Genomic DNA, 25,941 nt, shown 5'->3' on the forward strand with positions numbered 1-25,941 from the left:
AATTGAAACAGGGCACCCTGGGGCATGTTCGCGCTCGCCCACAGTCGACCGTGATGAGACTCAATGATGGACCGGCAGATCGATAGCCCCATCCCCAAGCCGCCCGGCTTTGTACTGTAGAAGGCCTCAAAGACATGATCAAGAGCCGCCGGCTCCAGGCCCGGACCAGAATCTCTGACCGCGACGAGCACTCCCCCAAGCTCATCTTTCTCGGTGCTCACGAGCAATTGCCGTTCCCCTTCGCTGACAGCTCCCATCGCTTCTACCGCATTGACGATCAGGTTGAGGATGACTTGTTGTAGTTCGACTCGGTCCGCTTCGATGAGCGGCAAACCGTCCGCGAGCTCCGAGCGCACCGAAACGCCGTGCCTGAGCGCTTCACCCCTTGTGAGATCGATCATCTCTCGAATCACTTCGTTAATCGGCAAGCGGTCCTTCCGTGGCGGCGTTTTTTCGATGAGCACGCGGATACGGCCAATGACCTGGCCGGCTCGATAGCCATCCTTGACGATGTTTGCAAGCGCCTGACGCACCTCGTCCAGTTCCGGTGGTTCACGCGCAAGCCAACGCAGCGCCGCCTCGGCGTTGGTAGCTGTCGCCGCAATCGGCTGGTTGACTTCATGGGCAATCGAGGCCGTGAGTTGACCCATCGTTGCGACGCGGTTTGCGTGAGCCAGCTCCATCAGCACCTCCCGATAGCGGCGCTCACTATCGCGTGCTTCGGCTTCGGCCCGCTTGCGCTCAGTCAGATCGAGCACAAAAGCGACGCCCTGATTCGAGCGCCCCTCGAAGCTCACCGGCCCAACGAACACTGGCACGCGGCTGCCGTCTTTGCGCCAATACTCCTTTTCGAACGGTTGCGCCGTTCCCGTCATCTTGATCTCTTGAACGGCCCGCGCGTCGCTGGCGTGCCATTCGGGCGGCGTCAGGACCGTCCAGCGTATTCGATCTGACGTCAGGTCCTCACGGTCGTAGCCCACGATGCTCAGAAACGCGTCGTTGGCCTCGAGAACCCGACCTTCGAGATCCCACGTGCAAATGCCGACGACATTGGCGTCGACCAATCGGCGGATCTTGGACTCCCGTTCGCGAAGATCGTCATAAAGCCGTGAATTTGCGAGCGAAATCGCGGCTTGCGAAGCGAGCAGCTTGAGCACCGCGATGCGCGCCGGCGCGAAGACATGGGTGGCCACGTTGTTTTCAAGGTAGAGCACCCCGACGAGCGCCGCCTGGTTGATCAATGGCATGCAGAGAACAGAACGTGCTCGGCGATGACGAAGGTAGGGATCGTCGGCAAACGTGTCGTGCGCCGCGGCATCGTCGAGCACGACGCTTTCCTGCGTGCGCAAAACGAAGTGCAGGACTGACTCCGGCAACATGGCTGCCGTCACCCGCAGCTCCTGCATCGCCACCTTGATCTCGTTGTCATGCGTTGTGCCTTCCGCCGCGACCCACAGGTCCGCCCCCCGCGAAAGAATCAAGAGCCCGCGCTCGGCACCGGCATGCTTGATCGCGGCGCAGATGACGATGTCAAGCAGCCTTTCCAAGATGATCTCGCCCGCCACTGCTTGCAACACCTTGATGACCGTCGCAAGATCCAGGTGCTCGATCGGCGCACCGATGGTGCTCGTCGGGCCGGGCACGGGCACTTCTTGGCCGAGGTGCGGATGGCGATGATCGAGCTGCCGCACCTTGCCGTCGGCCCCCCAGCGTAGATAGCAGTAGCGCGCGTTGCGCAGATAGAGATGCTCGATCTGCTCGAAACCGCGCGCCCCATAGAAGCCCGCCGCAAGCTCATTGGCGAGCGCCTCATTATGGACAAAGTTGTTCGCGCGGGCCGAGCGAATGGCCCGCTCATAGAGCGCCTCGGCATCGACCACGCGACCTTCGATGCGGGCGATTTCAGCGCCCGCCAGTGCGGCCCGGTTCTCGAAATTCTCGGGGCAAATCTGCGCCCATAGTTCGAGCTGCTTGTGGTGCGCAGCCAATGCGTCGAAATGCCGCTGTCGTTGGTCGTCTGAGACGCAACCCCAGCATCCTGCGTGCGCAAGCGCGCTGTAGAAGTGAAACTCTGCCGTTTCAAAGAACGACGGCGATCTCCACAGAAGCCCTTTCACTCGCAAAGAGGCATCGACGGCAGCAGCATGCTCCCCGGCAAGACATCTCGCTTGCAGCTTTCTCACCCAATATCGGAACTCGATGAGCCCTAGACGCGGATTGCTCGCCAAGTGACATTCAAATCGATTTTCATCGAATGAGTCATCGTCGAAACAGCCAAATTTGGAGGTCAATCCACGAAGCGTCAGGACAAACGCACGTTGCGTGCTGATGTTGTCGATCATGACTCCAAACCGAACCTTCTGCACGAACGCAAGGCCATGCTCGACTTCACGTTGTACCTCCGCCAGCGGATCTCCCGCCGCAATGAGGTTGGTGATCAGGTGGTTCAGGCTATACGCGGCGCAGGCAAGATCCCCGATTTCGTTCGCCGCATCGAAGGCGCGACGTATCAGATCGCGGCCCGTTCGGACATGCCTCGTCCAAGGCATGATGACGTTTCCGTAGAACACATAGGTACGCGCTTGGAAGCGCTTTAACCCCCGCGCCTCGACAAGGTCATATCCCAATCGGCCAAATCGGAATCCTGCGTTGTAATTTAGAAAACGCGGCCCAGCGATGATGGCGAACATTACATAAGCGAAGCAGGACCCGTCGCTGTTGCCGTGCTCGAGACTGAGATTCACCATGCGGCAAATGACGAGTGCACAGAAGTTCTCTTCGGAAAAGAGCGCCGGTGTCACGAGTTCCGCCAGGACGTCGAGCGTATCGAGGACGTCTGGGTTCGTCATCAAGGGCAGTTCAATCAGTTCCTCGATTGAGCGGTTCCCAATCTGTGACCAGATACGATCGTATTCGCGCATGACTTCATCGCTGGTCGGATGAGGCGACCAGTCATTGCCAGTGCGCCTCAGATATTCAAGGCATACCTCAACGCCACGCTCAGTCCGACCCAACGTGTTGTACAGCATGACGCGCAAACGCGCGACGAGGGCAACGTCGTGACCGCCTTGGGCAAGTTGTGCCAGCCTCAGAAGCCGGGCTTCGGCTGCCGCCACGTCTGCGGTCAGCAATTCGCACTCGGCCGTTTCATATTCAGTGGAAAAGCTCAGTACGTAGTGTTTGTCCCAGCTTTCTTCGGTGAGTAACGCGCGGGCAGCGCGCAGATACGAAAGCGCCGAGGTATAGGCAGTCGAAATCTTGGCGCGTCTGCCAGCCATCAAGTTCAATTCGGAAAGCTGCCTACGTTCCTCTTCTGACTGAATGAGGAGAGACGCACGATTGAGCTGATTGACGATTTCGAAGACAGTCTCTGCGCGTTTCCAGGGAACAGTATGCGACGCAAGAAGACGCCCTAATCGCAGATGGGCGCTCGCGCGCGATGCCTCCGAAATCAGCGAATACGCTGCCTCCTGGATACGGTCATGCACGAATCGGTAGGCATTGTCGCAGCGTTGGACCAATCCAGCGTCGATCGCTTCGCGAAGGTTAGTGTGCAATTCATCTTCTGAATGCCCATACACCATGGTGAGGCGCGTGAACTCAGCACTGTTCCCGAGACAAGCAAGCTGCTGCAAGGCAACTTGCGTTTCGTTCGGAAGCCGGCGCAGCTTCTCGACCATGAGGTCAACAACGTTATCGGTGTAGCCCTTGGCACGAATCCGCCTGAGATCCCAAGACCACCGTGCGTTTTGATGGTCGAAGCAGAGTAGCCCCTCCTCGGCTAGCAACGACAGGAATTGGATGACAAAAAACGGATTACCCCCCGTCTTCTCGTGCAGCAAATGCGCCAGCGAGGCCGCCCCCAGCGGCTCGCAGCGCAGCGTGTCCGAGATCAATTGCCCCAGGTCTTCTCGCGTGAGCGGCGCGAGGACGATATCTTCCACTACCGCGCCGGCTTTCCTCATCGCTTCGATTTTTCGAATCAGCGGATGATTCGAATCCACCTCGTTGTCTCGATAGGCACCGATTAGCATCAGGTACCGCACGTCGGGCTGGATCAATAAGTCACCAAGGAAATCGAGCGTTGCCGCGTCGAGCCATTGCAAGTCGTCGAGGAAAAGTAGAAGCGGATGCTCCCGTCGCGCAAAAACGCTGATGAATCGCCGCAATACCAGTTGGAAGCGTCCTTGAGCATCATGTGACGGAAGAACGGGAACCGGTGGCTGTTCCCCTATGATGAACTTCAGTTCAGGGACGATCTCCACCATGAGTAATGCGTTCAGGCCGAGCGCCTCCTGAAAGGCGTCGCGCCACGTGCGCACCTCGGCTTCGCTCTTGCTCAGTAGCCGACGGACAAGGCTTCGAAACGCTTGCGCCAACGTGGCATACGGGATATCGCGCTTTAACTGGTCGAACTTGCCCGAAGCAAAGAGACCCTGTGGCGGGAGTACCCTGTTCAGCTCATTCACGATAGACGACTTGCCGATCCCCGAATAACCGGAAACGAGCGCCAATTGCGGCTTGCCACTCGCTACGACACATTCGAATAAGGCAAGCAAACGCTCAGTCTGGGAGGCTCGCCCATACAGTTTCTCGGGAATCAGCAGCCGATCCGGCGTATCGTGCTGGCCAAGCAGGAATTCATCGATGCTGCGCCGCGTTTCCCAGTCCACAAGGCAGCGTTGCAGATCGCGCTCGACGCCGGCTGCCGTTTGATAACGTTCCTCAGCCATCTTCGCGAGCAGTTTCATGACAATGGCGCAAACCGGCGCCGGCACACTCTCCAGCCTTTCGCTCAGTGGCGTCGGCTTCCTTGCGATATGGCAGTGAACCCATTCCATCGGGTCGGAAGCCGAAAACGGCAAACTGCCGGTCAACAGTTGATAAAAGGCGACTCCAAGCGAATAGAGATCACTTCGGGAATCGATAGAGCGGTTCATCCGACCCGTCTGTTCGGGCGCCATGTAAGCCAGCGTTCCAGCGATGAACTCCGGAGAGTCGGGCGACTGGCGCTCTCGTGATAGACGTGAAGCGATACCAAAGCCCGTCAGCCAGACGCGATCGACTGCCGGACTCACGAGGATATGGGTCGGCTTGATGTCCTTATGAATCAGTCCACGTTCGTGTACGCGGCCAACTGCAGCCGATAAGGCGACGGCGAGTCGTAAGAACTTCGCGACCTCCATAGGCGGCTTGACCAGACGGTCAAGCGGCTCGGCATCAGGGCACTCCAGCAGCAACACGGTTCGCCCGTGCTCGCGCACCAATTCCAGGGGCCGGAGCGCCCATGCGCCGTCGAGGTCGTCCCTCAACGCATACTCACGGGCGAGACGGTTGAGGCTGTCAGGAGTCGGGTGTTCTGTGGTGGGAAAGACGGCCAGTATGGCCTGCCGGTCGTGGTTTACATCATTGCGCCATCTTTTGCAGGCGACACGTTCGCCGTCGTGCCACCACACTTCTTCAGCACTTTGGCCCTGATCAGCGCCGAACAAGGAGGATGGGTTCACCTACGGAACTCCTCTAAGTGCCAATGCTCTCAGCGGCCAGTCAACCGGGGCATACGGCGATCGCCGTTCACCCTCTCCTTGCATCGGTCAACAGCATAGCACCGTGACCGAGTGGCAAAGAAACACCTTACGCTGCGGTGCTGCGTCGGCAGATCGCAGAATACCGGGCCCAAAAGCATGCCAGGGGGAGTCGGGGGCCATTTGTCGAACGCAGCGACGCGGCGCTGGAAAAATCGAAAGCGAAGCGGTTGCCACGTAGCGCCACCCCTCGACGGCGCCCCGGTTTATGTTAGCGGTCGTCTGCCCAGCGTCGGGAACGCGGCACCCGGGAATCCACTCAATGGCATCGACTAAGATCGTCACTACCGGCCGGCGCGGCCGTATCACCCGATGCCGAGCGACCGCCACCCGTACCGCTAACCGCGATGCAGCCCTGAGCGCCGGCCCGATGCTGTCCTACAGCGCGATCACCATCGTGCTGCGCTGCAAGCGTTTGCACACTTGGCCCGCGTTGCGACGCTGGCGCGCCCACCTCTGGATTGTAGAACGGCGCCGGCCCATAACCGCTTGCAAAAGCAGGCGCCGCAAGTGATCCAAAGGTCGCCAGCAGCAGTGGCGCAATGAGTTTGCTTTTCATGATGACCTCCTCGATTTGGATGACTCTATAGGTCCGCGCCTCGCGTCAAACCAAGCGCATCCAACCAATAACACCTTTCCCGGAATTTAAACAAATCAATCATCAGTCGTATAAACCCAATCCCCCAAATTGGTGCAATGCAAGCCCGAAGATCGGCCTGTGAAATCAGCATGAAAAGTCACATAGCCTTGTGCCAGGCCACCATCACTCACATCGCAGACAAAAACGCAATGCGTCAGGTTCGTTCGATGCAAACGCGAATGTAGCGCCTGACTGCAGGTCTCTCGCGACGCCCATAAAATAGCGGCGGTGGACGCCACTTATGTCCTTCCATTTAGCGATTAAGCGGCTCTGCGCGCTGACTGCCGTGTCCCGCGCGGCCGATCGGGGCGAAACGTCGTTGATCGCCCGAAGCACTGTCTAAAAAAACATGAGCTCCGATACACCCGCCCCCTCAACCCCTCGGTCACTCACCCCGCCCGCTCACGCCTCCCTCAGCCCCTCGCGCGGCGTCGTCCCCGGCTCAAAGGCCTATCGCCGCATCAGCCTCGCCCTGTTCCTTGCCGGGTTTTCGACGTTCTCGTTGCTTTACTGTGTGCAACCGTTGCTTCCCCTCTTCGCGCGGGAGTTTGACGTGGGCGCAGCGCAAAGCTCGCTCGCCCTATCAACGTCAACGGGCTTTCTTGCGTTTTCCATTCTTTGCGCAGGCGCGCTTTCCGAGCGCTGGGGCCGGCGCGGCCTGATTTTCGCTTCGATGACGCTCGCCGCAGGCTTCAACGTGTGCGCCGCCATCGTGCCCAGCTGGCACGGCATTTTGGTTGCGCGTGCGCTCGAAGGCCTGGCACTTGGCGGCGTGCCGGCGGTTGCGATGGCCTATCTGGCCGAGGAAATCGCGCCGCAGGGGTTGGGGTTCTCAATGGGACTGTATGTGGGCGGCACGGCGTTCGGCGGCATGATGGGGCGGGTCGGCATGAGCTATTTGAGTGACCATCTGTCATGGCGCACCGCGATGCTGACGCTAGGTATCGTCGACGTCACTGCAGCCATCGCCTTTGTCCTGCTGTTGCCCGCATCGCGTAACTTCGTGCGCCGCACTGACATGAGTCCCGCACTTCACTACGCGCTGTGGCGCAAGCATTTGACGAGTGCGACGCTACCCGCTGTTTTCGCCATCGGCGCCCTCGTCATGGGCGTTTTCGTGACGATCTACAACTATGCAGCGTTTCGCCTCATGGCGCCGCCCTTCGATTTGAGCGCAACACAAACGGGCCTGATCTTCTGCGCCTACGTGTTCGGCATTGCGTCCGCCTCCGGTGCCGGCGCACTCGCGGATCGGTTTGGCCGAGGCCCGATTCTGATCGCGGGCGTCGTGACCGCCGCTCTCGGACTCGCACTGACATTGGCTCACGAACTGCTGCCTGTGGTAATCGGCATCATCATGATCACCATCGGCTTTTTCATGACCCACTCAGTGGCGAGCGGCTGGGTCGGACAACTGGCCGATGGTGCCAAAGGACACGCGACCTCCCTGTACCTGCTCAGCTATTACCTCGGCTCGAGCATACTGGGTTCGTGGGGCGGGTGGTTCTGGCAAAAAGGCGCTTGGCCGAGCGTCGTGGCCTTTTCGTTCGCGCTGCTCGCCGCATGCGGCGTGCTTGCGATGCGCGTCGCACGATTCCAGTCGCGCAAGGATCGCACACCCGCAAACGCCGCCTGAACGGGACGTGCCGTGCGCCACGCGCACGGCACGAGGCTTACACCGCGGTGACCGTAACCGACTTCGTCACCAGATAGGCCTCCAGCGCTTCGGGGCCGCCTTCCGAGCCATAACCGGAATCCTTTACGCCGCCGAACGGCATCTCCGGAAAAGGCGTCGCCGGCTGATTGATCCAGAGCATGCCGACTTCGAGCCGCTGCGTGAGCAGGTGCACATTCTTAAACGAACGCGTGAACGCATAGCCGGCGAGGCCGTAGCGAAGGCGATTGGCTTCGTCGATCGCATCTTCGAGCGCGTCGAAGCCCCGAATGGCGGCCACGGGGCCAAACGGCTCGTTATTGAACACGTCGGCGTTGAGCGATACGTCGGTGAGCACCGTCGGCGCGAAGAAGTTGCCCTCGCTGCCGATGCGTTCGCCGCCGGTCGCGACCGTCGCACCTGTCGCACGCGCGTCTTCGATGACTTTCGCCATTGCGCTCAACCGACGCGCGTTCGCAAGCGGCCCGAGCGTCGTGCCATCGGTGAGACCATCGCCTACCTTGAGTCCTTGCGCATGCGCGACGAGCGCGTGCGTGAACGCTTCGCGAATGCTGTTGTGCACAAGAAAGCGCGTTGGCGAAATGCAGACCTGCCCCGCGTTTCGGAACTTCGCAGCCCCTGCGGCTTTGACGGCCAGCGCGATATCGGCATCCTCTGCCACGATCACGGGAGCATGCCCGCCGAGCTCCATTGTCGCGCGCTTCATGTGCTGGCCGGCAAGCGCTGCCAACTGTTTGCCCACGGGCGTGGAACCCGTAAACGTCACCTTACGGATAACCGGGTGCGCAATGAGGTGAGCGGAGATTTCAGCCGGATCGCCATACACAAGCCCAATGACCCCGGCTGGTGTTCCGGCATCGACAAACGCACGCAGCAGCGCCGCCGGCGACGCCGGTGTCTCTTCGGGCGCTTTGACGAGGAACGAGCATCCGGTGGCCAGTGCGGCGCTCAGCTTGCGCACCACCTGATTGACCGGAAAGTTCCATGGCGTGAATGCCGCGACCGGGCCAACCGGCTCCTTGACAACGGTTTGTTGGGCGGCGAGGTTGCGCGGCGGGACAATTCGCCCATAAACGCGGCGCCCCTCGTCGGCGAACCATTCGATGATGTCGGCGGCGGCCGTTACTTCGGCGCGTGCTTCGAAGAGCGGCTTGCCCTGCTCTTGCGTCATCAGCCGCGCAATCGCGTCGACGCGCTCGCGCACGAGCGACGCCGCGCGGCGCATGATAGCCGCGCGCTCGTACGCCGAGACTTTGCGCCAGGTTTCGAAGCCGTGCTGAGCCGCGGACAACGCGCGCTCCAGATCGGCTGTGCCGGCGTGTGCCACGTGGCCGATCACCTTGCCGGTGGCAGGATTGACGACATCGATCGTCTTACCGCTCTCTGCGTCGCACCACTCGCCGTTAATAAGAAGTTGTGTGTCTGCGTACCCTTCATTCGCCATGCTTATCTCCGGTTCTCGATCAGGGAACAGCCCGTCGCGCCGTGGACGCCAGACTCATGGTCTACGCGCAAAGCGCCGGGCGGAGCGTAACTTTCGCAGAATTTGAGCTGCTTAGGCAGCGTAGCGCACATCCTGGGATCGCGGGCCTTTCGTTTGAGTACGCTCCGGTTGGCCAACCTCGAGTCGACGAGGATACGTCCCTGGGCGCATTGTGCAGCGGTTTGCCTGGTTAGCCCAGGCGTTACCGATAGCGATGTGTTGCGTTATACGGTGTTACAACGCGCGTTGTAGATCTGCGCAGTCACCAGTCACGGGCAAGCGTTCGTCGCAACCTTCCGAGTGGACATTGTCTTTTTCCGAAGCCACAGGGTCCGGCTTGGCTGGACCGAGCAAAGTCAGCAACGCACACAAGCGCTGCCGGTCCGCGGCCGATATGCTCGGACGCTCAAGCAGGCCGTCGATTTGCGAAACCCAATAATCGCGCCGCAGTAAGCGCGGACGAATGACTAACGTGTTGACGGCTTTTTCGAGTGCCCCGATATCGACTTTCTGGACCTCCACCTGCCTCTCCTTCGAACGCCTGAAACTTCGAATTTAGGATGTAAGCGGCAATACACCTGCCCCGCAACGCACGCACGCACGCGCGTTGCGCGCAAAGCACTTTGTTATGTCTGAGATAACGGCAACGTGGCTCATTCGCTTGACTAGGGTAAACCCTTACTCTAGGGCGAGCATTCGTCTGTCCTCCGAAGCGTTCACCCTTCCGAAGATCGCGGAAAGGCAAGCTGGAGCGGCTCTAATCACTCATCGACGACATGGCGCCGCTCAGTGCCTCGGCGCAATGCGCAACGGCGATCGCCAAGACTTCACGATTGTCGAAGTGCTCATCGGGTTCGGCCATCGCGAGAATTGGCAACGTCCTCTCATCGAGACGGCCAATCCGGCCAATCCGGCCAATCAATACGCCGACCGGTTGATCATCGACTGGCGTGCTTATTGCGGAGCCTATGACCGCGCACCCTACATGTCTGAATGGGCAATCCGATAAGCGCAACGATAAGCGGGGCCCATACCACCATTTTTGCTGAAGCGAGTTGCTGCGCTGTGCCGCTCCCCGAGCGTTCGTACTGCCGGCAAGTGAATCCCGAAGCCGTTGTAAAGGAGCAAGTCATGGCCAACTGCAGCATTTGCGGCAAGCCTGCGACGTCGCAAATTACCCTTACCGAGAACGGTCAACATCGGCAGCTGATGTTATGCGATGAACACTACATGGAGTTCATGGCACGCAATCAGCAGCGATGGTCGCCGCTTGAATCCCTCTTTCACGGCGGACTCTTCGAAGGGCTTTTTGACGAGACATGGCCCTTTGAGCGCGGGCGTGCCGCGCGCCCCGGCGCACTTGCCGGGGACGTTGCCGGCGAAACGACGGCCAGCGCATCGGAAGACGAACCGCAGCCCCCTGCGGCTCACCGACGGCGTCGTGCCAGAGCCCGGGAAGCCGTCGATCTGCAGTCGCTGATGAGCGAGAGCGGACTTGATCGATTGCAAGCCGCGGCGCAAAAAGCCGCCGAGTTCGGCAAATCGGAGGTCGATACGGAACACCTGTTGCTATCGGTCGCCGAGGACAACGTCGCACGCGAGATTCTTCATGAATTCAAGCTCGACCCCGAGGAGCTCAAGAAGACGATCGAGCAGACCGCTCCGCGGGGCAAGCCGATCGAACACGCGGCGGAGATCGGCGTCTCCCCCCGGGCCAAGAGTGCGCTCGAGCATGCGCTCGTCGCATCCCGCGAACTCGAGCACAGCTATGTGGGCCCAGAGCATATTTTGATCGGATTGATTGAAGAAGAAGACGGCTTCGCCGGTGACCTGCTTAGAAAGTACGGATTGTCTCCCCACTCGCTCAGGCAAAAGACCGCCAAGGTCGTGGGCAAAGGCGCGGAGGAAGGCAAGCTGGAGGGTCGCTCGGCCACGCCGACGGTCGACAAGTACGCTCGGGACCTGAGCGAACTTGCAAAACGGGGCAAACTCGATCCGGTGATCGGTCGAGACAAGGAAATTGAAACGACCATCGAAGTGCTCGCCCGTCGCCGGAAAAACAACCCCGTCTTGATCGGCGAGCCCGGTGTCGGCAAGACAGCCATCGTCGAAGGTCTTGCTCAGCGCATCGCACAAGATCAGGTGCCGGAGGTGCTGCGCGGCAAACGGGTTGTCGAATTGAATGTCAATAGCCTCGTAGCTGGTTCGAAATACCGCGGCGAGTTCGAGGAACGCGTGAAGCAAGTTCTCGATGAAATCGTCGAGCACCAGGATCGCCTGATCATTTTTATCGACGAGCTTCATACGATCGTCAGTGCCGGACAGGGTGGCGGCGAAGGCGGCCTCGACATCGGCAACGTCTTCAAGCCGGCGCTATCTCGCGGGGAACTGCATCTGATCGGCGCAACAACGCTCAACGAATACCAGAAGTACATTGAAAAGGACACCGCGCTCGAGCGCCGCTTCCAGCCGGTCGTCGTGCCTGAGCCGAGCGTCGAGGAAACCATCGAGATCCTGAGAGGCTTGCGCGATCGGCTTGAGGCACACCATAAAGTGAAAATTAGCGAAGAGGCGATCCAGGCTGCCGCTAAGCTGTCAGACCGCTACATTGCCGCGCGTTTCCTGCCTGACAAGGCCATCGATCTGCTCGACCAAGCCGCGGCGCGTGTGCGGATTTTGTCAAGCTCACGTCCGGAACAATTGCACGATATCCAGACGAACATTCGCCGCTTGCATCAGGAACAAGACGCAGCCTCCGCCGCAAAGCAATTCGACAAGGCCAAAGAATTGCAGGAAAAACTCGTCGCCGACGAAGCGCGACTGCGCGAGGCCACCGAAGCGTGGAAAAAGCAGCGCGGCACGAGTTCGCAAAGCGTGACCGCCTCAGATATCGCCCAGATTGTCTCGTCGTTGACAGGTGTGCCGGTGTCAGAACTGACGCAGGAGGACCGGGAGAAGCTACTTCATCTAGAGCAACGGCTAAAAGAACGCGTGATCGGCCAAGATGAAGCCGTGAGCGCTGTGGCGAAGGCGGTTCGCCTCTCGCGCGCGGGCCTGAGCGAACCCGGCAAGCCAATTGCCACGTTCCTATTCCTCGGCCCAACGGGCGTGGGAAAAACGGAGCTGGCCAAAGCACTGGCCACCTGTGTCTTCGGCAATGAAAACGCGCTGGTGCGCATTGATATGAGTGAGTACGCAGAGCGGCACACCGTTGCGCGACTCGTCGGATCGCCGCCGGGATACGTTGGCTACGAAGAAGGCGGCCAACTGACGGAACGTGTGCGGCGTCGCCCATATTGTGTCGTCCTGCTCGACGAAATCGAAAAGGCCCACTCGGAAGTGCACAACATCCTCCTGCAATTGTTCGATGAGGGAAGGCTGACCGACGGCAAAGGGCGCCTCGTCGATTTCACCAACACAATCATCATCGCAACCAGCAACATCGGCTCGCAGATGATTCAGGACAACATGAGGGCCGACTCGAAGCAGCTCGATTACCCGGCACTGCGCGCTCGCTTGCTGGAAGTACTGCGACATCATTTCAGGCCGGAGTTTTTGAACCGTGTCGACGAAGTGGTCGTGTTTCATGCGCTCGGCAGGGAGCAGATTCGCGGCATTGTCGATTTGCAACTGGCTCGCGTACGTCATATCGCCATGACACAAGGGCTGGACCTGTCGTTCGATGACGCGTTACGCGATCACCTTGCCGCTATTGGTTATGACCCGGAATTCGGTGCGCGCATGCTCAAGCGCAAGATCCGTCTCGACGTGGAATCGGAACTCGCAGATGCCCTCTTGCGCGATGACGTTCGCTCAGGGGACAAAGTACTCATGAGCTACGATGCAAGCGCGAATGCCGTACGGGTCCATAAAGAGCCGCCCGATGCGCGCTCGCCTGGAGAGGAATCGAAAGAACCAGACCTGATGACCGAGCCACCGCCACAACGACATCGCGACGCCGCGGCCCACTCTGCACGTCATCGTCCGTGACGCGCTCATCGGTACGTTGCACGCCACCGGCACGGTCGCAATCGATGCAAAGGGAGCTGCTGACGCTGACTCCCCGGAGAGCTCACGCCAGCATCGCGAGCGCGTGCAATACGAGACCGACGATACCGCCGATCAGTGTGCCGTTGATCCGCACGAACTGTAGGTCACGGCCCACTTCGACCTCGAGCTTTCGCGTCACGGTGTCGGTATCCCAGCGTCGCACTGTTTCGGCGATCAGTTGGGCGAGTTGATGCCGCTGAGCGGGCATCAACTCGAGGATCACTTCTCTCGCGCGAGCGTTCATTTTTGCGCGCAATGCGTCGTCGCACAGTGCGTCTTGCGCCCACTGTGCGATGATCGCCTCCAGCTTTGCGTTCACCCACGAGTCGGAGGCCTGCCGATCCTCGCGCAAACGTTCGACCGTCTCGCTCCAAAGCCCAACCATAAGCGCGGAAAACGCTGGATGTGCCAGTAGCTCATCGCGCAACGCCTCACACTTCGCTCGCCACGCCGATGAGGCCGCGAGCCCGGCCATGCGCTCACGCGCGAACTCGCCGAATCGCCGGCGCCAGGGGTGCTCGCGCGTATTGCGAACTTCAGCCACAGCCTCGTCGATCACTTTGATCACCGCGTCCGCGATCTTCTCGTCGAGCGAAATACGCTGCCAGATCCAGCCGCTGCGCTCTCGAACACGATCGCGGATAATGTCCCGGTTCTCCTCGAAAAGCAGCGCAATCTCCTCCAACGCAGGGGTCAGCAGCGCATCGTAGTCGACGCTTTCTATGGTGTGCGTGACGATATCGTTCACTAGTGGCGCCAGATCGAACTCGCGGATGCGCATAGCAAGCTCGTTTTGCGTGAATCGCTCAACGTCTCTGGCGTCGACTTTTGCGAGCAAATCGGGGATGAGCGCAGCGCAATATTGGACGATTTGCCGGGTATGTTCCGGCTTTCCGATCCAGCGCAGCAATCCACCGGACAGGTCGACCTGCTCCAGCTTGTCGGCCACAACCTCTCTCGACAAGAAGTTTTGCTCAAAGAACGCGCCAAGGTTCTCACCAATGCGGTCCTTGTTGCGAGGAACGATCGCCGTATGCGGCAATGGCAGACGCAGCGGATGGCGGAACAACGCCGTGACCGCAAACCAGTCGGCAATACCGCCCGCCATGCCGGCCTCGGCGAACGCGCGCACGAATCCGAGCACGGGGTGTGCGCCCTCATAGAGCCTGGCGCCGACAAAAAGCGCGACCATCGCAATCAGGAGTCCCGTCGCGGCCCATTTCATGCGTAACAAGTCACGCATCTTGTCGTTTCGTTGTTTGAGTTTCATTACTGAAAGCAGAGCTCGTGTTACCAGTCGCCGTCATTCTAGGCGAGCGACCAGCAATCCATGCCAAGTGCCATTTGCGCAGCTTTTGATCATTGTTTTGCACCTCGTCGCCATGAAGGGTTGAGACCAGGAAGAGGCGCGCACGATCGGCGGCGGCTTGGAGGCATTGCAGTTGCGGGCAGGCGCGGTTCCGGGATTGAAAAAGCCGCTCGGGCTCGCACGCATCGACGCTCGATGCGGTGACCGCGACCCTGCGGGGCGCCGCGCTGCCTCATTTGATCAACGAACCGGTGAAGCCGTCGTTGGCACCCAAGCGAGTAGTCCTCGCAGGAAAACGATTGAAGCCGAGATTAAAGCAGCGCTCGTTGTCGAACAAGCTTCGCGAAGAAGCCCCCACGATTTGCTGTAAACGTGTATGCGTACGCTATGGCTTGCCGTTGATCGACGTCAAATATTTCGCGATGGGCTCGATGTCTTCTTCCGACAGTGGCGCACCATATGCAGCTCGCATCTTGGCGACCTCCGCCTTCCATTCGTTAAAGGAAAGCGGCGGCTGACGCAGTACCATCCCTGTGGAATGACATATCAAGCAGTGCTGATTGGCCAGATCGGAACCGGGCCCAGGAGGAAATGCCGTCGCTCCAGTCGGCAGCGTGACTTGCAGCGAGTGCAAGACCGCGCTGGCGGTAGGCTTCGCTGGGTCGGCTGTCGACGTAGAGACGACCACCGATGACGCAACAGCGACAAGACAGGCTCGAAAAACCAGAGTAGTCGCAAAAGGCTTCACGCGTCCCTCCTTATGCTGCTACGACCGTTATCGCTTCCACGACATTGCGCATATAGCCGCCCGGATTCCAGTTCGGCGTATCCGGCTGTGCCACGCCATCGTCATTGATGGCTTTCACCTTCAGCGTGTATTGGCCGGCTTTGGAAGGTGCAAAGTGCGCTTGCCAGCGGCGGAAACTGTACTTGCCGGAGTCAGGACCAAGACGTGCCGAGGCCCACGTTGCGCCGTTGTCTGAAGAAAAACGTACCTCACGCACGCCCTTGTCACCGCCGAACGCGATGCCACGCACTGTGTGCGGCTTTGCGACATCGATCGTCGAACCATCACTCACGTTGGTGAAAAACGATCTCGGCACCATGCGATTGATTGAGACCGTCTTCACCGCCGTCTCTTGCGGCGAAACGCTCGCATAGGGCGTATCGGGAATTTGGTAGGCCTTGGCCATCCAGAAGTTCTGATCCGGCGTGTCGATGACCTCAATGTCGTTCAACATCTTTACCCAATACGTCGAATACCAGCCGGGAACAATGAGCCGCAACGGGAAACCGTTCAGCAACGGCAGGGGATCGCCGTTCATGCCGAACGCGACCATCACCTCGCCGTCGCGTGCATGGTCGAGGCTGAGCGACTTGATGAAGTCGGGTGTCGCCGGAATGACGCCCTCGTCCAGCCCGTTGAAACGGACCTGGACCGCGCCGGCCTTGACGCCTGCACGCTCCAGGATGTCTCTGAGCCGCACGCCGGTCCACAGCGCATTGCCCATCGCACCATTTCCCCATTCGCCTCCGGCCACGCGCGGCTTGAAAAAGCCTCGTGAATTTCCGGCGCACTGGTTTACCGCAGCCATTTCGACCCGCTTGAAGTCCCGCATAACGTCGGCAATCCCGAGATCGAGCTCTCGTGCCACCGCACCGTGCACCCTCAGACGGAATGTCCGGGCGTCTACCTGCGCAGGAATGCTGGCCAGATGCCATCGCACGAAAAAACGATCGTTCGGCGTGAATACGCCTTCGTCGAAGACTTGAAAGGGCGTCTCGAGCAACGGGGGACGGCTGCGCAAGAGTAGCATCTCGCCCTTTTGCGGAAATTCAGTCGTGAGCGGGCGCAGGCCATTTTCGAAAGGCAGTGTGATGGCATCGACGGCGTGCACGACGTCCGTCCAGGCGCTCGTAGCGGCAGCCACGCCACCCGCCACCAGCGATCGAAGCACGCGGCGCCGCATCATGCGGCTCTGTTCGTTCATGGTCGATCTCCCCGAGCGAGCACGCAACGCACCGATGCGTGTCGTCGCTGGCACTCAGCGACAAACCCCTACCACTATAGGAAGCGAAACCATGACGCTGTATCGGGAATACCCGAAAACGTGCGGGCATCCAGTGCAGGAGAAAAGCCGTCGCGACTCGCGGGAAAATCTCGTGACTCAGCCCGGTGTCGCGGGCACCGCTCGCAGTTGGCGCGAACGCATGTGTGGGCGTCAAGCGCCCGATCATTGCGGCCATGCTATCGTCGATCCTCGTCATTGAAAGCGAGTCCGATCGTCGGTCTATCGAAGGGAGCGTTCCGAGCGTGTCTTTTGTGCGTGTTGTCATCCTGACGCTATTGTCGATGGTAGCGTTCGCAGCCAATTCGCTGCTGTGCCGTCTCGCCCTCCGGGCCGCGAAGATCGACGCGGCGAGCTTTACGTCGATCCGCATGGTTTCAGGTGCGCTCGCGCTGTTGCTGATCGTTTGGCTTCGCAGCAAGCAGTTCCGCAGTGCCGGCAACTGGCCCTCGGCGGTAGCGCTCTTCGTCTATGCAGCGGCTTTCTCGTTTGCGTACGTCAGTTTGCCTGCAGGCACTGGGGCGTTGCTTTTGTTCGCCGCCGTGCAAACGACCATGATCGGGTATGGCATCTATATCGGCGAGCGGTTTGCCGCACGTCAGTGGCTGGGCTTTGCGTGCGCGTTGTCCGGACTCGTCGGCCTGCTGCTTCCGGGCCTTTCCGCCCCCCCTCCCGGCGGTGCGGCTTTGATGCTCGTGGCCGGTATCGCGTGGGGCATCTATTCGCTGCGTGGCCGAGGCGCGCGCAATCCCACCTTGGAGACAGCCGGCAACTTCGCGCGCGCAGTGCCATTCGCCGCGGCTTTGAGCGCTGCGACGGGGATGCATGCGACACTCGACTACCATGGCTTCGTCTACGCGGCGGTGTCAGGCGTTGTGACGTCCGGCATCGGCTACGTGCTCTGGTATGCCGCTCTGCCCGAACTGAAAGCCGCGAATGCCGCCACGGTTCAACTCAGCGTGCCAGTAATCGCTTCCATCGGGGGCATCGCTTTTCTTGGAGAAAGCCTGACGCTGAGGAGTGCGCTAGCGTCGGTGGCGATCCTCGGAGGGATTGCCATGGTTGTTGCCGGCGGAAGGCGGGTTGCTGTGGCGAAAAAACGCTAGAAAGCGCGCGTGCCGCGGCTTAAAGCTGTGCCTCAAACGAGTGCTTGGGCGTGCAGGGCTTGATCTGCGCTTCGAGGGCGAATTGTCCGCAATATTGCGATCTAACACGTTAGACCATGACGATGATAGACTCCGCCTCGCGGCATTTTGCCCTATTGCATCTCGACCATGACCAACCGATCCCGCAACCGCTTGACCGCATGGCTTGGCCTCGTTGCCATGTGGCTCATCGTGCTTGCGCCGCTCGTCAGTCAGTTGGTGGTTTCCTCGCGATTGCAAAATCCGGCTGATGCACAGCTATGCTCGGCCGTGATGTCGATGTCTGGCGACATGTCCCACGACGTCTCGCATAGCCATGCCGATATGCTCGCCGCGTGCGGCTACTGCGATCTGCTCGCTGATCACGTCGCGATTCCGGCAATGCCACCGGTGCTATTACCGTTCGTGCTGCTGCTAACCTTGGTCGTCGCCACAGTGCGGTCGACCCGCTACACGCCATTCGGCGCATTCCCTTCCGGGCGCCCACGCGCGCCACCCGTTCTCCGTCCATCAAGCCTGTAACCGCGCAACGGCATCGTGCGCGTTCGTTCACGTTCGCGGGTCGCCGCGCGACGTGCTCAGTCTGATTCGACGGAGATGTACCGATGTGTACTCCGAGCCCTCGCGGCGCGGCATTTGCCGTGGCCGCGCGTTGTGCCGCTCCCGCTCTGGGAGCCCGCGTGCTTCTGCCAGTTCTTCTGTCCGGTGCACTTCACGGCGTCGCCAACGCGGCGTCCGACACTGCGGTCCTTCCCAGCGATAACGAGCAAGCGTCGCCGACCGGCCCTGCCGCCCCTGCTGCGGCGTCCAGCCCGCCCCGCCCGGCCGCCGCGGCTCGTCCTGCCACCTCCACTGCGCCTGTCGAGTCGCCCCCCGCTACTCAAAGCCTGCCGGCCGTGCAGGTCATCGCGACGGGCTCGTACGCGAAGCGCAACCGACTACCGCAGACTACTGCGAGCGTGACCGCACAGCGAATCGCCGACACGACCAACGCCATGGACGTCGAGGATGCCCTGAAATACATGCCGGATGTGCTCGTGCGCAAACGCTACATCGGCGACACGCAGGCACCGATGGCGACGCGCACCACCGGCATCAACGCGAGCGCGCGCAGCCTCGTCTACGCGGACGGCATTCTGCTCACGCCGCTGATCAACAACAACAACCAGAACGGTTCACCTCAATGGTTCATGGTTTCGCCGCAGGCGATCGACCGCATCGACGTGATGTACGGCCCGTTTGCCGCGGAATTCCCTGGCAACTCATATGGTGCCGTCGCCGAGATCGCGACGCGGATGCCGCAGCACTTGGAGGGGAGCATCGACATCACCGGTGCGACCCAGCACTTCAATCAATATGGGACAAACACGAGCGCACCGGCCGAGCAGTACAGCGCGACGCTAGGCGACCGAATGGGTAAGTTGTCATGGTGGTTTAGCGCGAATCATCTCGACAGCTTCTCGCAGCCGATCACGTATGCGACGGTCAGTCGCTCGACGACGCCTGCAGGCGCAGGGCTGCCGGTCATCAGTGGCGGATACTCGACCAGCAACCGCACTGGCACCCCGATCGAAGTCATCGGTGCGGGCAACTTCATCCACACCATCCAGGACGATGCGACGTTCAGGCTCGCATACGACTTCACGCCAACGCTATCCGCGACCTACACGATCGGTTACTGGCAAAACCGTTCGACCGCTCCGTCCGAGACCTATCTGACGACCGCGGCCGGCACGCCATACTATGGCGCGGCGAGTGGCAGCGTGAACCTCGGTGGCTTCGCTTACGGCGCGAGCACGATGGCCGGCCAGTTCTCCAGCAACGACGTCGAGCAAGAACATCTGATGCAGGCCCTCGAAGTCGGCACGCACACGCGCGGGCCATTCGACTGGCAGTTTGTCGTCAGTAACATGGACTATCTTCAGGACTTGACTCGGCTGTCGACCGGCCTCTATCCGGCCGCATTGAGCGGCGGCCCTGGCCGAACGACCGACATGGGTGGAACCGGCTGGACGACGCTGGACCTGAAGGGCATCTGGCGGCCTCAGGGCGTGAGCGGCGCGAACATCGTGAGCTTCGGCGCACATTACGACCAGTTTCGCCTGGAAAGCCCGACTTACACGACGACCAACTGGATGTCAGGCGGCGAGGGCTCACTCTATGCGAACTCGCTCGGCCGTACCGAGACCAGCGCGCTGTGGCTGCAGGACGTATGGCACTTCGCGCCATCGCTGACAGCAACACTCGGCGGACGCTACGAATGGTGGCGCGCATACGACGGCTATAACTACTCGATAGGCAGTGATGGCGTCGGCGTGTCGATCAACCAGCCCGGCGTAGCGAAGGCCGGCTTCTCGCCGAAGGCGTCGCTCACCTGGGCGCTGAACGACATTTGGTCGGTCACAGGCTCGGTCGGCCGCGCACTGCGCTTCCCGACCGTCGGCGAGCTGTATCAGAGCGTGCAGACCGGTACGACGTACCTGCAGGCAAACCCCTTCCTGATGCCGGAGGAGGTCTGGTCGGGCGAGCTCGCGATCGAGCGCCACACCAGCACGAGCCGGATGCGGCTATCGATCTTCGATGAGTACGTCTCCGATGCGCTGATCTCTCAAACTGCGCTGATCCCCGGCTTCGCGACACCAGTGTCGTTCACGCAGAACGTCGGCCGCACACGAGAGACCGGCGCCGAACTGGCCGGCGAGCAGGATAACGTCGTCGTCCGCGGACTATCGCTGTCGGGCAACGTCACGTACGTCAACTCGCGGATCCTGGAGGACGACAGTTTCGTATCGACGTCAGCGGGCGATACAGCGGTCGGCAAGCAGGTGCCTTACGTGCCGACGTGGCGTGCGACGCTCGAGGCGACGTACCGGCCGGATGCGCGCTGGGCGTTCACCCTCGCAGGCCGCTACAGCGCGCGGGTCTACGCGACCGTCGACAACAGTGACATCAACGCTGCCACCTACATGGGTTTCGAAAATTTCTTTGTGATGGACGTGCGCGTGCATTACCAGCTCGACCATCACTGGAGCGGCGCAGTTGGGGTCGACAACCTGAATAACCAGAAGTACTTCCTATATCACCCGTTTCCGCAGCGTACGATCTACGCGGAGCTGAAGTACGACCTGTGACGCGCTGCGCTTGCGTGCACACGACGGACAAGGAACCACTCCATGGATACACGACCTGAAACCTTTGTTCAATCAGTAAGCGGAACCCGCGGCTATCGCACACTCTGGCGCTGGCATTTCTATGCCGGACTATTCGTGATGCCGTTCCTGGTGATACTTGCGATCACCGGCTCAATCTACTGCTTTGCGCCGCAGATTGAGCCGCTGCTGTATTCGCACCAGCTCGTCGTCGCACCGCAATCCGCTCCGCGTCTCGGAGAAGATACGCTGCTCGCGGGCGCCCGCAAGGGGTTGCCGGTCGGCGCGATCCCAATCACCGCCCGGATCTCGGCGCAGGCCAACCGCAGCACCGAATTCATCTTCAGGATGCCGGACGGGCGCAAAGCGAGCGTGTACCTGAATCCGTATGACGGCACCCTGCTCGGCCAACTCGATCCCGAGCACCGCTTCATGCAGATCGACCGGATGATTCATCGTAAGCTGCTGCTCGGCAAGCCGGGCGAATTGCTAATGGAGCTAGTCGCGTGTTGGACGCTTGTGATGATTGGCACGGGCATCGCGCTGTGGTGGCCCCGCGCCACGCTCATGCCGGATTTGCGGTTGCGTGGGCGCCCACTATGGAAGAGCCTTCATGCGACCCTTGGCATCTGGATAGCGGCGGGTGCGCTCGCGTTTGTGGTCACCGGGCTCCCGTGGACCGGCTCTTGGGGCAAGCATTTCAAGGCACTTGCCACGAGCGCCGGACTAGGTTCGCCGCGGGGCCACGTGCCGTTTCGCTCGACCCCGCCGGGGCAGTCCGCTACGAACAGCGCAACAGCGAACCGCCATGCTTCCTCACCCGGCAGGGATTCGATGTCAGGCATGACGATGGACGACATGCCTTTGCCCCAGGTGCCTTGGGCAGTCGGCGCGGTACACGTGCCGAACTCACCCGGGGTCGGCGCCCCCCACGCCAGTCCGTTGCCACTCGATCAAATCGTCGCGCAGATGCGTGCGATCGGACTCACGGGCGGTTACGACATCGTTCTGCCGACTTCGCCCGAAGGCGTCTACACCGTGTCGTACTTTCCGGCGAACCCGAAGCTGGAGCGCACGATGTACATCGACCAGTACAGCGGCGCGCTCCTAAAGGACATTCGGTATCGCGACTACGGTGCCATCAGCAAGGCGGTGTCGTACAGTACGTCACTGCATATGGGGCGCTATTTCGGGCTTGCAAACCAGCTCGTCTGCACGGCGCTCTCACTTGCGCTAGCAACCCTTGCTATCACAGGCTGCGTGATGTGGTGGAAGCGCCGCCCCTCCGGCTCACTCGGTGCGCCCACACGCGAACGCACGGCCCCACCCATGCGGGCCTGGAAAATCGCACTCGTCGCCCTTGGTGTCGTATTTCCCCTGATGGGAGCGACTGTCGCCGCGGTCTGGTTTGCCGACCGCTTCTTGTTCGGTCGCGTGGTTCCGAGTGCTCCAGCGTGAATCCGTGCCGTCGAGAAGAGCGCCGGCGCCACGTCAGAGTGACGGTGAACTGACTCGTGATGGGCCAGTTTCACGCCCCGATGCCCGCAGGCAACGGCGAAAAAGCGGAGACCGCCCCTGCCGATGCGGCTAGACGGTGCAAAACGTGCAAGCTTGAGCGGCGCGCTAGGCGGTGCGCCAAAGCTGTGTCAAAGGACCACCGCGCCCGGATAACGGATCACTCGGCGGAAACGCAACCTCGAGCATCGCAACCCGTTGCGACTCACTCAACGCTTTACGGCTGATGCCGATGTCCTCATCGGGGGGGTAGGCGCCCACCACGAGAAAGTCCGCGCTCGCTTCGATCTTGCAATGCCCTGTGCCGGCCGGCAGTACGACGACGTCACCCGCTTGCACCTGCACTTCCCGCCCGATCGGCAGGGGCCCGCCGAGGATCAGACGGGCGCTGCCGCCCGCGAACCCGAGCACTTCGTGGGTCGACGGATGAAAATGATGGAAGTCGTAGATGCCGTTGCGCCATTGCGGCGGCCAACCGTTTTGCGCGAACACCTGCTCGAAGCGCGCGGCCGGGTCCGGGCCGGCGATGGGCACCGCGCGACGATAGACGAGCACAGGTAAATCGGGGTTGTTCGGAATCCAGCCGTTTGCAGCAAATCGAAAACTGTCGGGCTGCGGGGCCGCAGCCGTGGCGTCGGTCGCGGCGAGCGTGCCGGCCGCGGGCAGCAATCCGCCCAGCGCAATGGCGGTATTGAAACGTCTGCGTTGCAGATCGGTCATCAGCATTCTCCCAGACTACTTCACGAACAAAGCAAGCAAGCGGCGTGCAGGCCGCTAAACGTTGCCAAGATAATCGCGAACGCCGGCGCGATCAGCGTCGTCTGCCGCAATACTGATTTGCGACGCCAGTCGGGCATGAGAGGAATGGGCGAAAGCCCGCGTGCGGCGGCAGCGTTGTCCACCCGCGAGAAAGGCGCTTTGTCGATGGAGATCAAGCGAAAATCAATCCTCGCGGACCTCGATAGAATGGCTCGCGCCAGCTGAGACTTGCGATTCGAGTATGAGACGCCGCCTCAGCCGTCGCTATCCGCCATCAAGCCATCAATGCGCGCACATGTGCCGCCGTACCCGAGGCCAATCCCTCGAGGCTATACCCCCCTTCGAGAATGGAGACGACGCGTCCGCCGCAGGTCTCGTCCGCAATGCGGACCAGCTCATGCGTGACCCAATGGAAATCGTCGTCTTCCAAATTCATGCGGGCGAGCGGGTCCAGGCGGTGCGCATCGAAACCGGCCGAGATGATGACGAGTTCCGGGTTGAACTTGCGCAACGCGGGAAAGATGTCAGCTGCGAAGCGCTCGCGGAAAACCTGCGACGCGCAACCCGGCGGCAAGGGGACGTTGACGATATTGTGGTTGACGCCGGTTTCCGACGCCAAACCGGTGCCGGGATAAAGCGGCGACTGGTGGCTCGAGGCGTAAAACAGCTCCGGACGGTCGAAGAATGCAGCCTGCGTCCCGTTGCCGTGGTGCACGTCGAAGTCGATCACCGCCACCCGTTCCAGCTTATGGATCTCATACGCATAGGCTGCTGCGATCGCAGCCTGATTGAAGATGCAAAAGCCCATTGCCCGCGCCGGCTCAGCGTGGTGACCGCAAGGGCGAGTCGCACAAAAAACGTTACGAGCGTCACCGTTCATGACCGTATCGACGCCAGCGCACGCTGCACCCACGCAGCGCATCACCGCTTCCCAAGACCCCGGCGACATCACGGTATCACCCCCATCCAGCGGCAGATAGCCCTGCCGCGGCGCAAGCTCGGCGACTTCGTCCACGAAGGTGCGATCGTGGATCAATTCCACCTGGTCCAGTGTGCCCATCGGCGCATCGCGCCATTCAAGAGCGGCAAACTCGGGCGACTTCAACGTGCGCAGCACAGCCTCCAGCCGCTCTGGCGATTCGGGATGACCGGGGCCGGGGCGATGGTCGAGACACGCAGCGTGGGTATATACAAGAGTAGTCATTTGAATGGAATGTCCGTTGGGACCGATGCGGGATCTGGCACGCATCGCGTCCTGTTGCCACTGGAGCGACATTGCTGTCGGCGTGCGGAAGCGTAGCTAACATGCCGCACGACGCCGGCGAAAATTGCCAATCCGCCAAGTGTAGGGGCCGCGAGCACCTCCGAGACAATTAGACATTGTGCAGCGGTTCATAAGCGTTTAGTTATAGCACACTCCGATTACCGGCCCTCTTGTTGCTAACGGCTTGGTCGATGGACGGGACAGAAGACACCCTTTCGCTGTAAGGTAACGTTGCGTGCTGAATATCGAAATTGATGACGCGAATCGATTCCAATTGCTGCAATTACGCAGAAAACTGTTTTTCGATCTTCTCACAGAACGAAATCGGACATCGCTCAAAGCCTTGTCACGCCGTGGTTCAAGCAGATACATAGGGACAATCAATCATCCCGATAGGAATGCTCAATTGTCTCTCGGGCGCCGTGAGGCAGGAACATACTGTTGTCATGATTTTCTTGTTTGCAACGCAGATGACCGCCCGTTCGATGACACCGTTTCGCCGTCAACCTTTCAGCTTGGATCAGCGCACGTCCGATGCGCCGTTCGGAAAATCTCCTGATTGCAGTGCCAACCAAGCAGCGCCCATGAATCGCTTTGCAGTGTGCGTGTCGCGTAAATTGGGAACGCTGTTGCTCGCAATAAGCGCCGTCTCCCACGCACCATTCGCCGCTGCGGCGTCTGCCACTTCTCCCTCGCTTGATCCGCATAGCGGTATGGTCGCCACTTGCGCCGAGTGCCACGGCGCCGCCGGTGAGGGTTCGGCTGCGGCAGGCATACCCCGGCTAGCAGGTCAGAACGCCGACTACATGGCTCATGCACTGTCGATGTTCAAGGCGGGCACGCGCGCGAGCCCAGCCATGCAAGCCATCGCGCGCAATTTGTCAGACAGCGACATGCGCGCGCTCTCCGATTACTTCGCAGCACAAAAGCCACCCCTCGCGGCCGCGACACAGCCGCCTCAGCAGGCAGACGTTCAGCGAGGCCAGCAGTTGGCCCAGTTGGGGGATGGGGCAAATGTGGCGGCATGCTTCAGTTGCCACGCCGCCGGCGGCAAGGGTAACGGCGCCCGCTTCCCCAGCATCGCGGGACAGCCTGCAACCTTCACTGTCGCACGATTGCACGAGTTTCAGGAGAGGGCCAAGCACGGCAAGCCCAAGCCTGGCTCAATGACTGCCGTCGCAGCGCAGATGAGCGACGCCCAGATCGAAGCCGCGGCAGCCTATTTGTCAACGTTGTCGACCAATTGAGGCGACACGCAACGCTTTGCCTAGCCCGGACGCGCGCGTTGCGCTCAGCAA

At 60.7% G+C, this 25,941-nt stretch carries 16 protein-coding genes; 9 read left to right on the forward strand and 7 right to left on the reverse strand.

Annotated features, from left to right (window positions below; all coding sequences use genetic code 11):
• Window positions 1-5,507, reverse strand: a 5,507-nt coding sequence (locus VL598_RS14500; RefSeq protein ID WP_325327425.1) for a trifunctional serine/threonine-protein kinase/ATP-binding protein/sensor histidine kinase, incomplete at its 3' end; no start/stop codon positions are given.
• Window positions 5,508-6,574: 1,067 nt separating this feature from the next.
• On the opposite strand from VL598_RS14500, the gene VL598_RS14510 reads away from it, so the two are divergent.
• Window positions 6,575-7,861, forward strand: a complete 1,287-nt coding sequence (locus VL598_RS14510; protein ID WP_325327427.1) for an MFS transporter — start codon at window positions 6,575-6,577, stop codon at window positions 7,859-7,861.
• Window positions 7,862-7,898: 37 nt separating this feature from the next.
• Here VL598_RS14510 and VL598_RS14515 read toward each other — a convergent pair whose 3' ends face one another.
• Both VL598_RS14515 and VL598_RS14520 read right to left on the reverse strand, forming a co-directional pair.
• A complete protein-coding gene (locus VL598_RS14515) occupies window positions 7,899-9,344 on the reverse strand; it encodes an NAD-dependent succinate-semialdehyde dehydrogenase (RefSeq protein WP_325327428.1) in 1,446 nt (481 codons plus the stop codon).
• Between the two features lie 273 nt (window positions 9,345-9,617).
• Window positions 9,618-9,905, reverse strand: a complete 288-nt coding sequence (locus VL598_RS14520; protein WP_325327429.1) for a hypothetical protein — start codon at window positions 9,903-9,905, stop codon at window positions 9,618-9,620.
• 280 nt (window positions 9,906-10,185) lie between these two features.
• On the opposite strand from VL598_RS14520, the gene VL598_RS14525 reads away from it, so the two are divergent.
• Window positions 10,186-10,392 (forward strand): hypothetical protein, encoded by a 207-nt coding sequence (locus VL598_RS14525; protein WP_325327430.1) that lies wholly within the window; start codon window positions 10,186-10,188, stop codon window positions 10,390-10,392.
• 122 nt (window positions 10,393-10,514) lie between these two features.
• Window positions 10,515-13,373 (forward strand): ATP-dependent Clp protease ATP-binding subunit, encoded by a 2,859-nt coding sequence (locus VL598_RS14530; RefSeq protein WP_325327431.1) that lies wholly within the window; start codon window positions 10,515-10,517, stop codon window positions 13,371-13,373.
• Window positions 13,374-13,455: 82 nt separating this feature from the next.
• Here the strand turns inward: VL598_RS14530 and VL598_RS14535 are convergent, their stop codons facing one another.
• A complete protein-coding gene (locus tag VL598_RS14535) occupies window positions 13,456-14,703 on the reverse strand; it encodes a DUF445 domain-containing protein (protein ID WP_325327432.1) in 1,248 nt (415 codons plus the stop codon).
• 239 nt (window positions 14,704-14,942) lie between these two features.
• Here VL598_RS14535 and VL598_RS14540 point away from each other — a divergent pair, with 239 nt between their 5' ends.
• Window positions 14,943-15,260, forward strand: coding sequence for a hypothetical protein (locus VL598_RS14540; protein ID WP_325327433.1), 318 nt, complete (start codon window positions 14,943-14,945; stop codon window positions 15,258-15,260).
• A 240-nt stretch (window positions 15,261-15,500) separates the two neighbouring features.
• Here VL598_RS14540 and VL598_RS14545 read toward each other — a convergent pair whose 3' ends face one another.
• Window positions 15,501-16,733, reverse strand: a complete 1,233-nt coding sequence (locus VL598_RS14545) for a molybdopterin-dependent oxidoreductase (protein WP_325327434.1) — start codon at window positions 16,731-16,733, stop codon at window positions 15,501-15,503.
• A 323-nt stretch (window positions 16,734-17,056) separates the two neighbouring features.
• Between VL598_RS14545 and VL598_RS14550 the strand changes: the two genes are divergently transcribed.
• From VL598_RS14550 to VL598_RS14565, 4 genes are all read left to right on the forward strand, one after another.
• Complete coding sequence (locus VL598_RS14550; protein WP_325327482.1) at window positions 17,057-17,917, forward strand: DMT family transporter; 861 nt, start codon at window positions 17,057-17,059, stop codon at window positions 17,915-17,917.
• Between the two features lie 168 nt (window positions 17,918-18,085).
• Window positions 18,086-18,478 carry a DUF2946 domain-containing protein gene (locus VL598_RS14555; RefSeq protein ID WP_325327435.1) on the forward strand — a complete coding sequence of 131 codons (393 nt, stop codon included), beginning with the start codon at window positions 18,086-18,088 and terminating at the stop codon, window positions 18,476-18,478.
• Between the two features lie 158 nt (window positions 18,479-18,636).
• Complete coding sequence (locus VL598_RS14560; RefSeq protein WP_325327436.1) at window positions 18,637-21,087, forward strand: TonB-dependent receptor; 2,451 nt, start codon at window positions 18,637-18,639, stop codon at window positions 21,085-21,087.
• 42 nt (window positions 21,088-21,129) lie between these two features.
• Entirely contained in the window at window positions 21,130-22,563 is a 1,434-nt protein-coding gene (locus VL598_RS14565; RefSeq protein ID WP_325327437.1) for a PepSY domain-containing protein, read from the forward strand.
• Window positions 22,564-22,728: 165 nt separating this feature from the next.
• Here the strand turns inward: VL598_RS14565 and VL598_RS14570 are convergent, their stop codons facing one another.
• The gene (locus tag VL598_RS14570) at window positions 22,729-23,340 is read right to left on the reverse strand and encodes a cupin (RefSeq protein WP_325327438.1); all 612 of its coding nucleotides are present in this window, start codon (window positions 23,338-23,340) and stop codon (window positions 22,729-22,731) included.
• A 313-nt stretch (window positions 23,341-23,653) separates the two neighbouring features.
• Window positions 23,654-24,583 carry a histone deacetylase family protein gene (locus VL598_RS14575; protein WP_325327439.1) on the reverse strand — a complete coding sequence of 310 codons (930 nt, stop codon included), beginning with the start codon at window positions 24,581-24,583 and terminating at the stop codon, window positions 23,654-23,656.
• 644 nt (window positions 24,584-25,227) lie between these two features.
• Between VL598_RS14575 and VL598_RS14580 the strand changes: the two genes are divergently transcribed.
• A complete protein-coding gene (locus VL598_RS14580; RefSeq protein WP_325327440.1) occupies window positions 25,228-25,890 on the forward strand; it encodes a c-type cytochrome in 663 nt (220 codons plus the stop codon).
• Window positions 25,891-25,941 lie beyond the last annotated feature (51 nt).

Origin of the sequence: Trinickia sp., from assembly GCF_035492435.1 — a bacterium.
Classification (GTDB): Bacteria; Pseudomonadota; Gammaproteobacteria; order Burkholderiales; family Burkholderiaceae; genus Trinickia.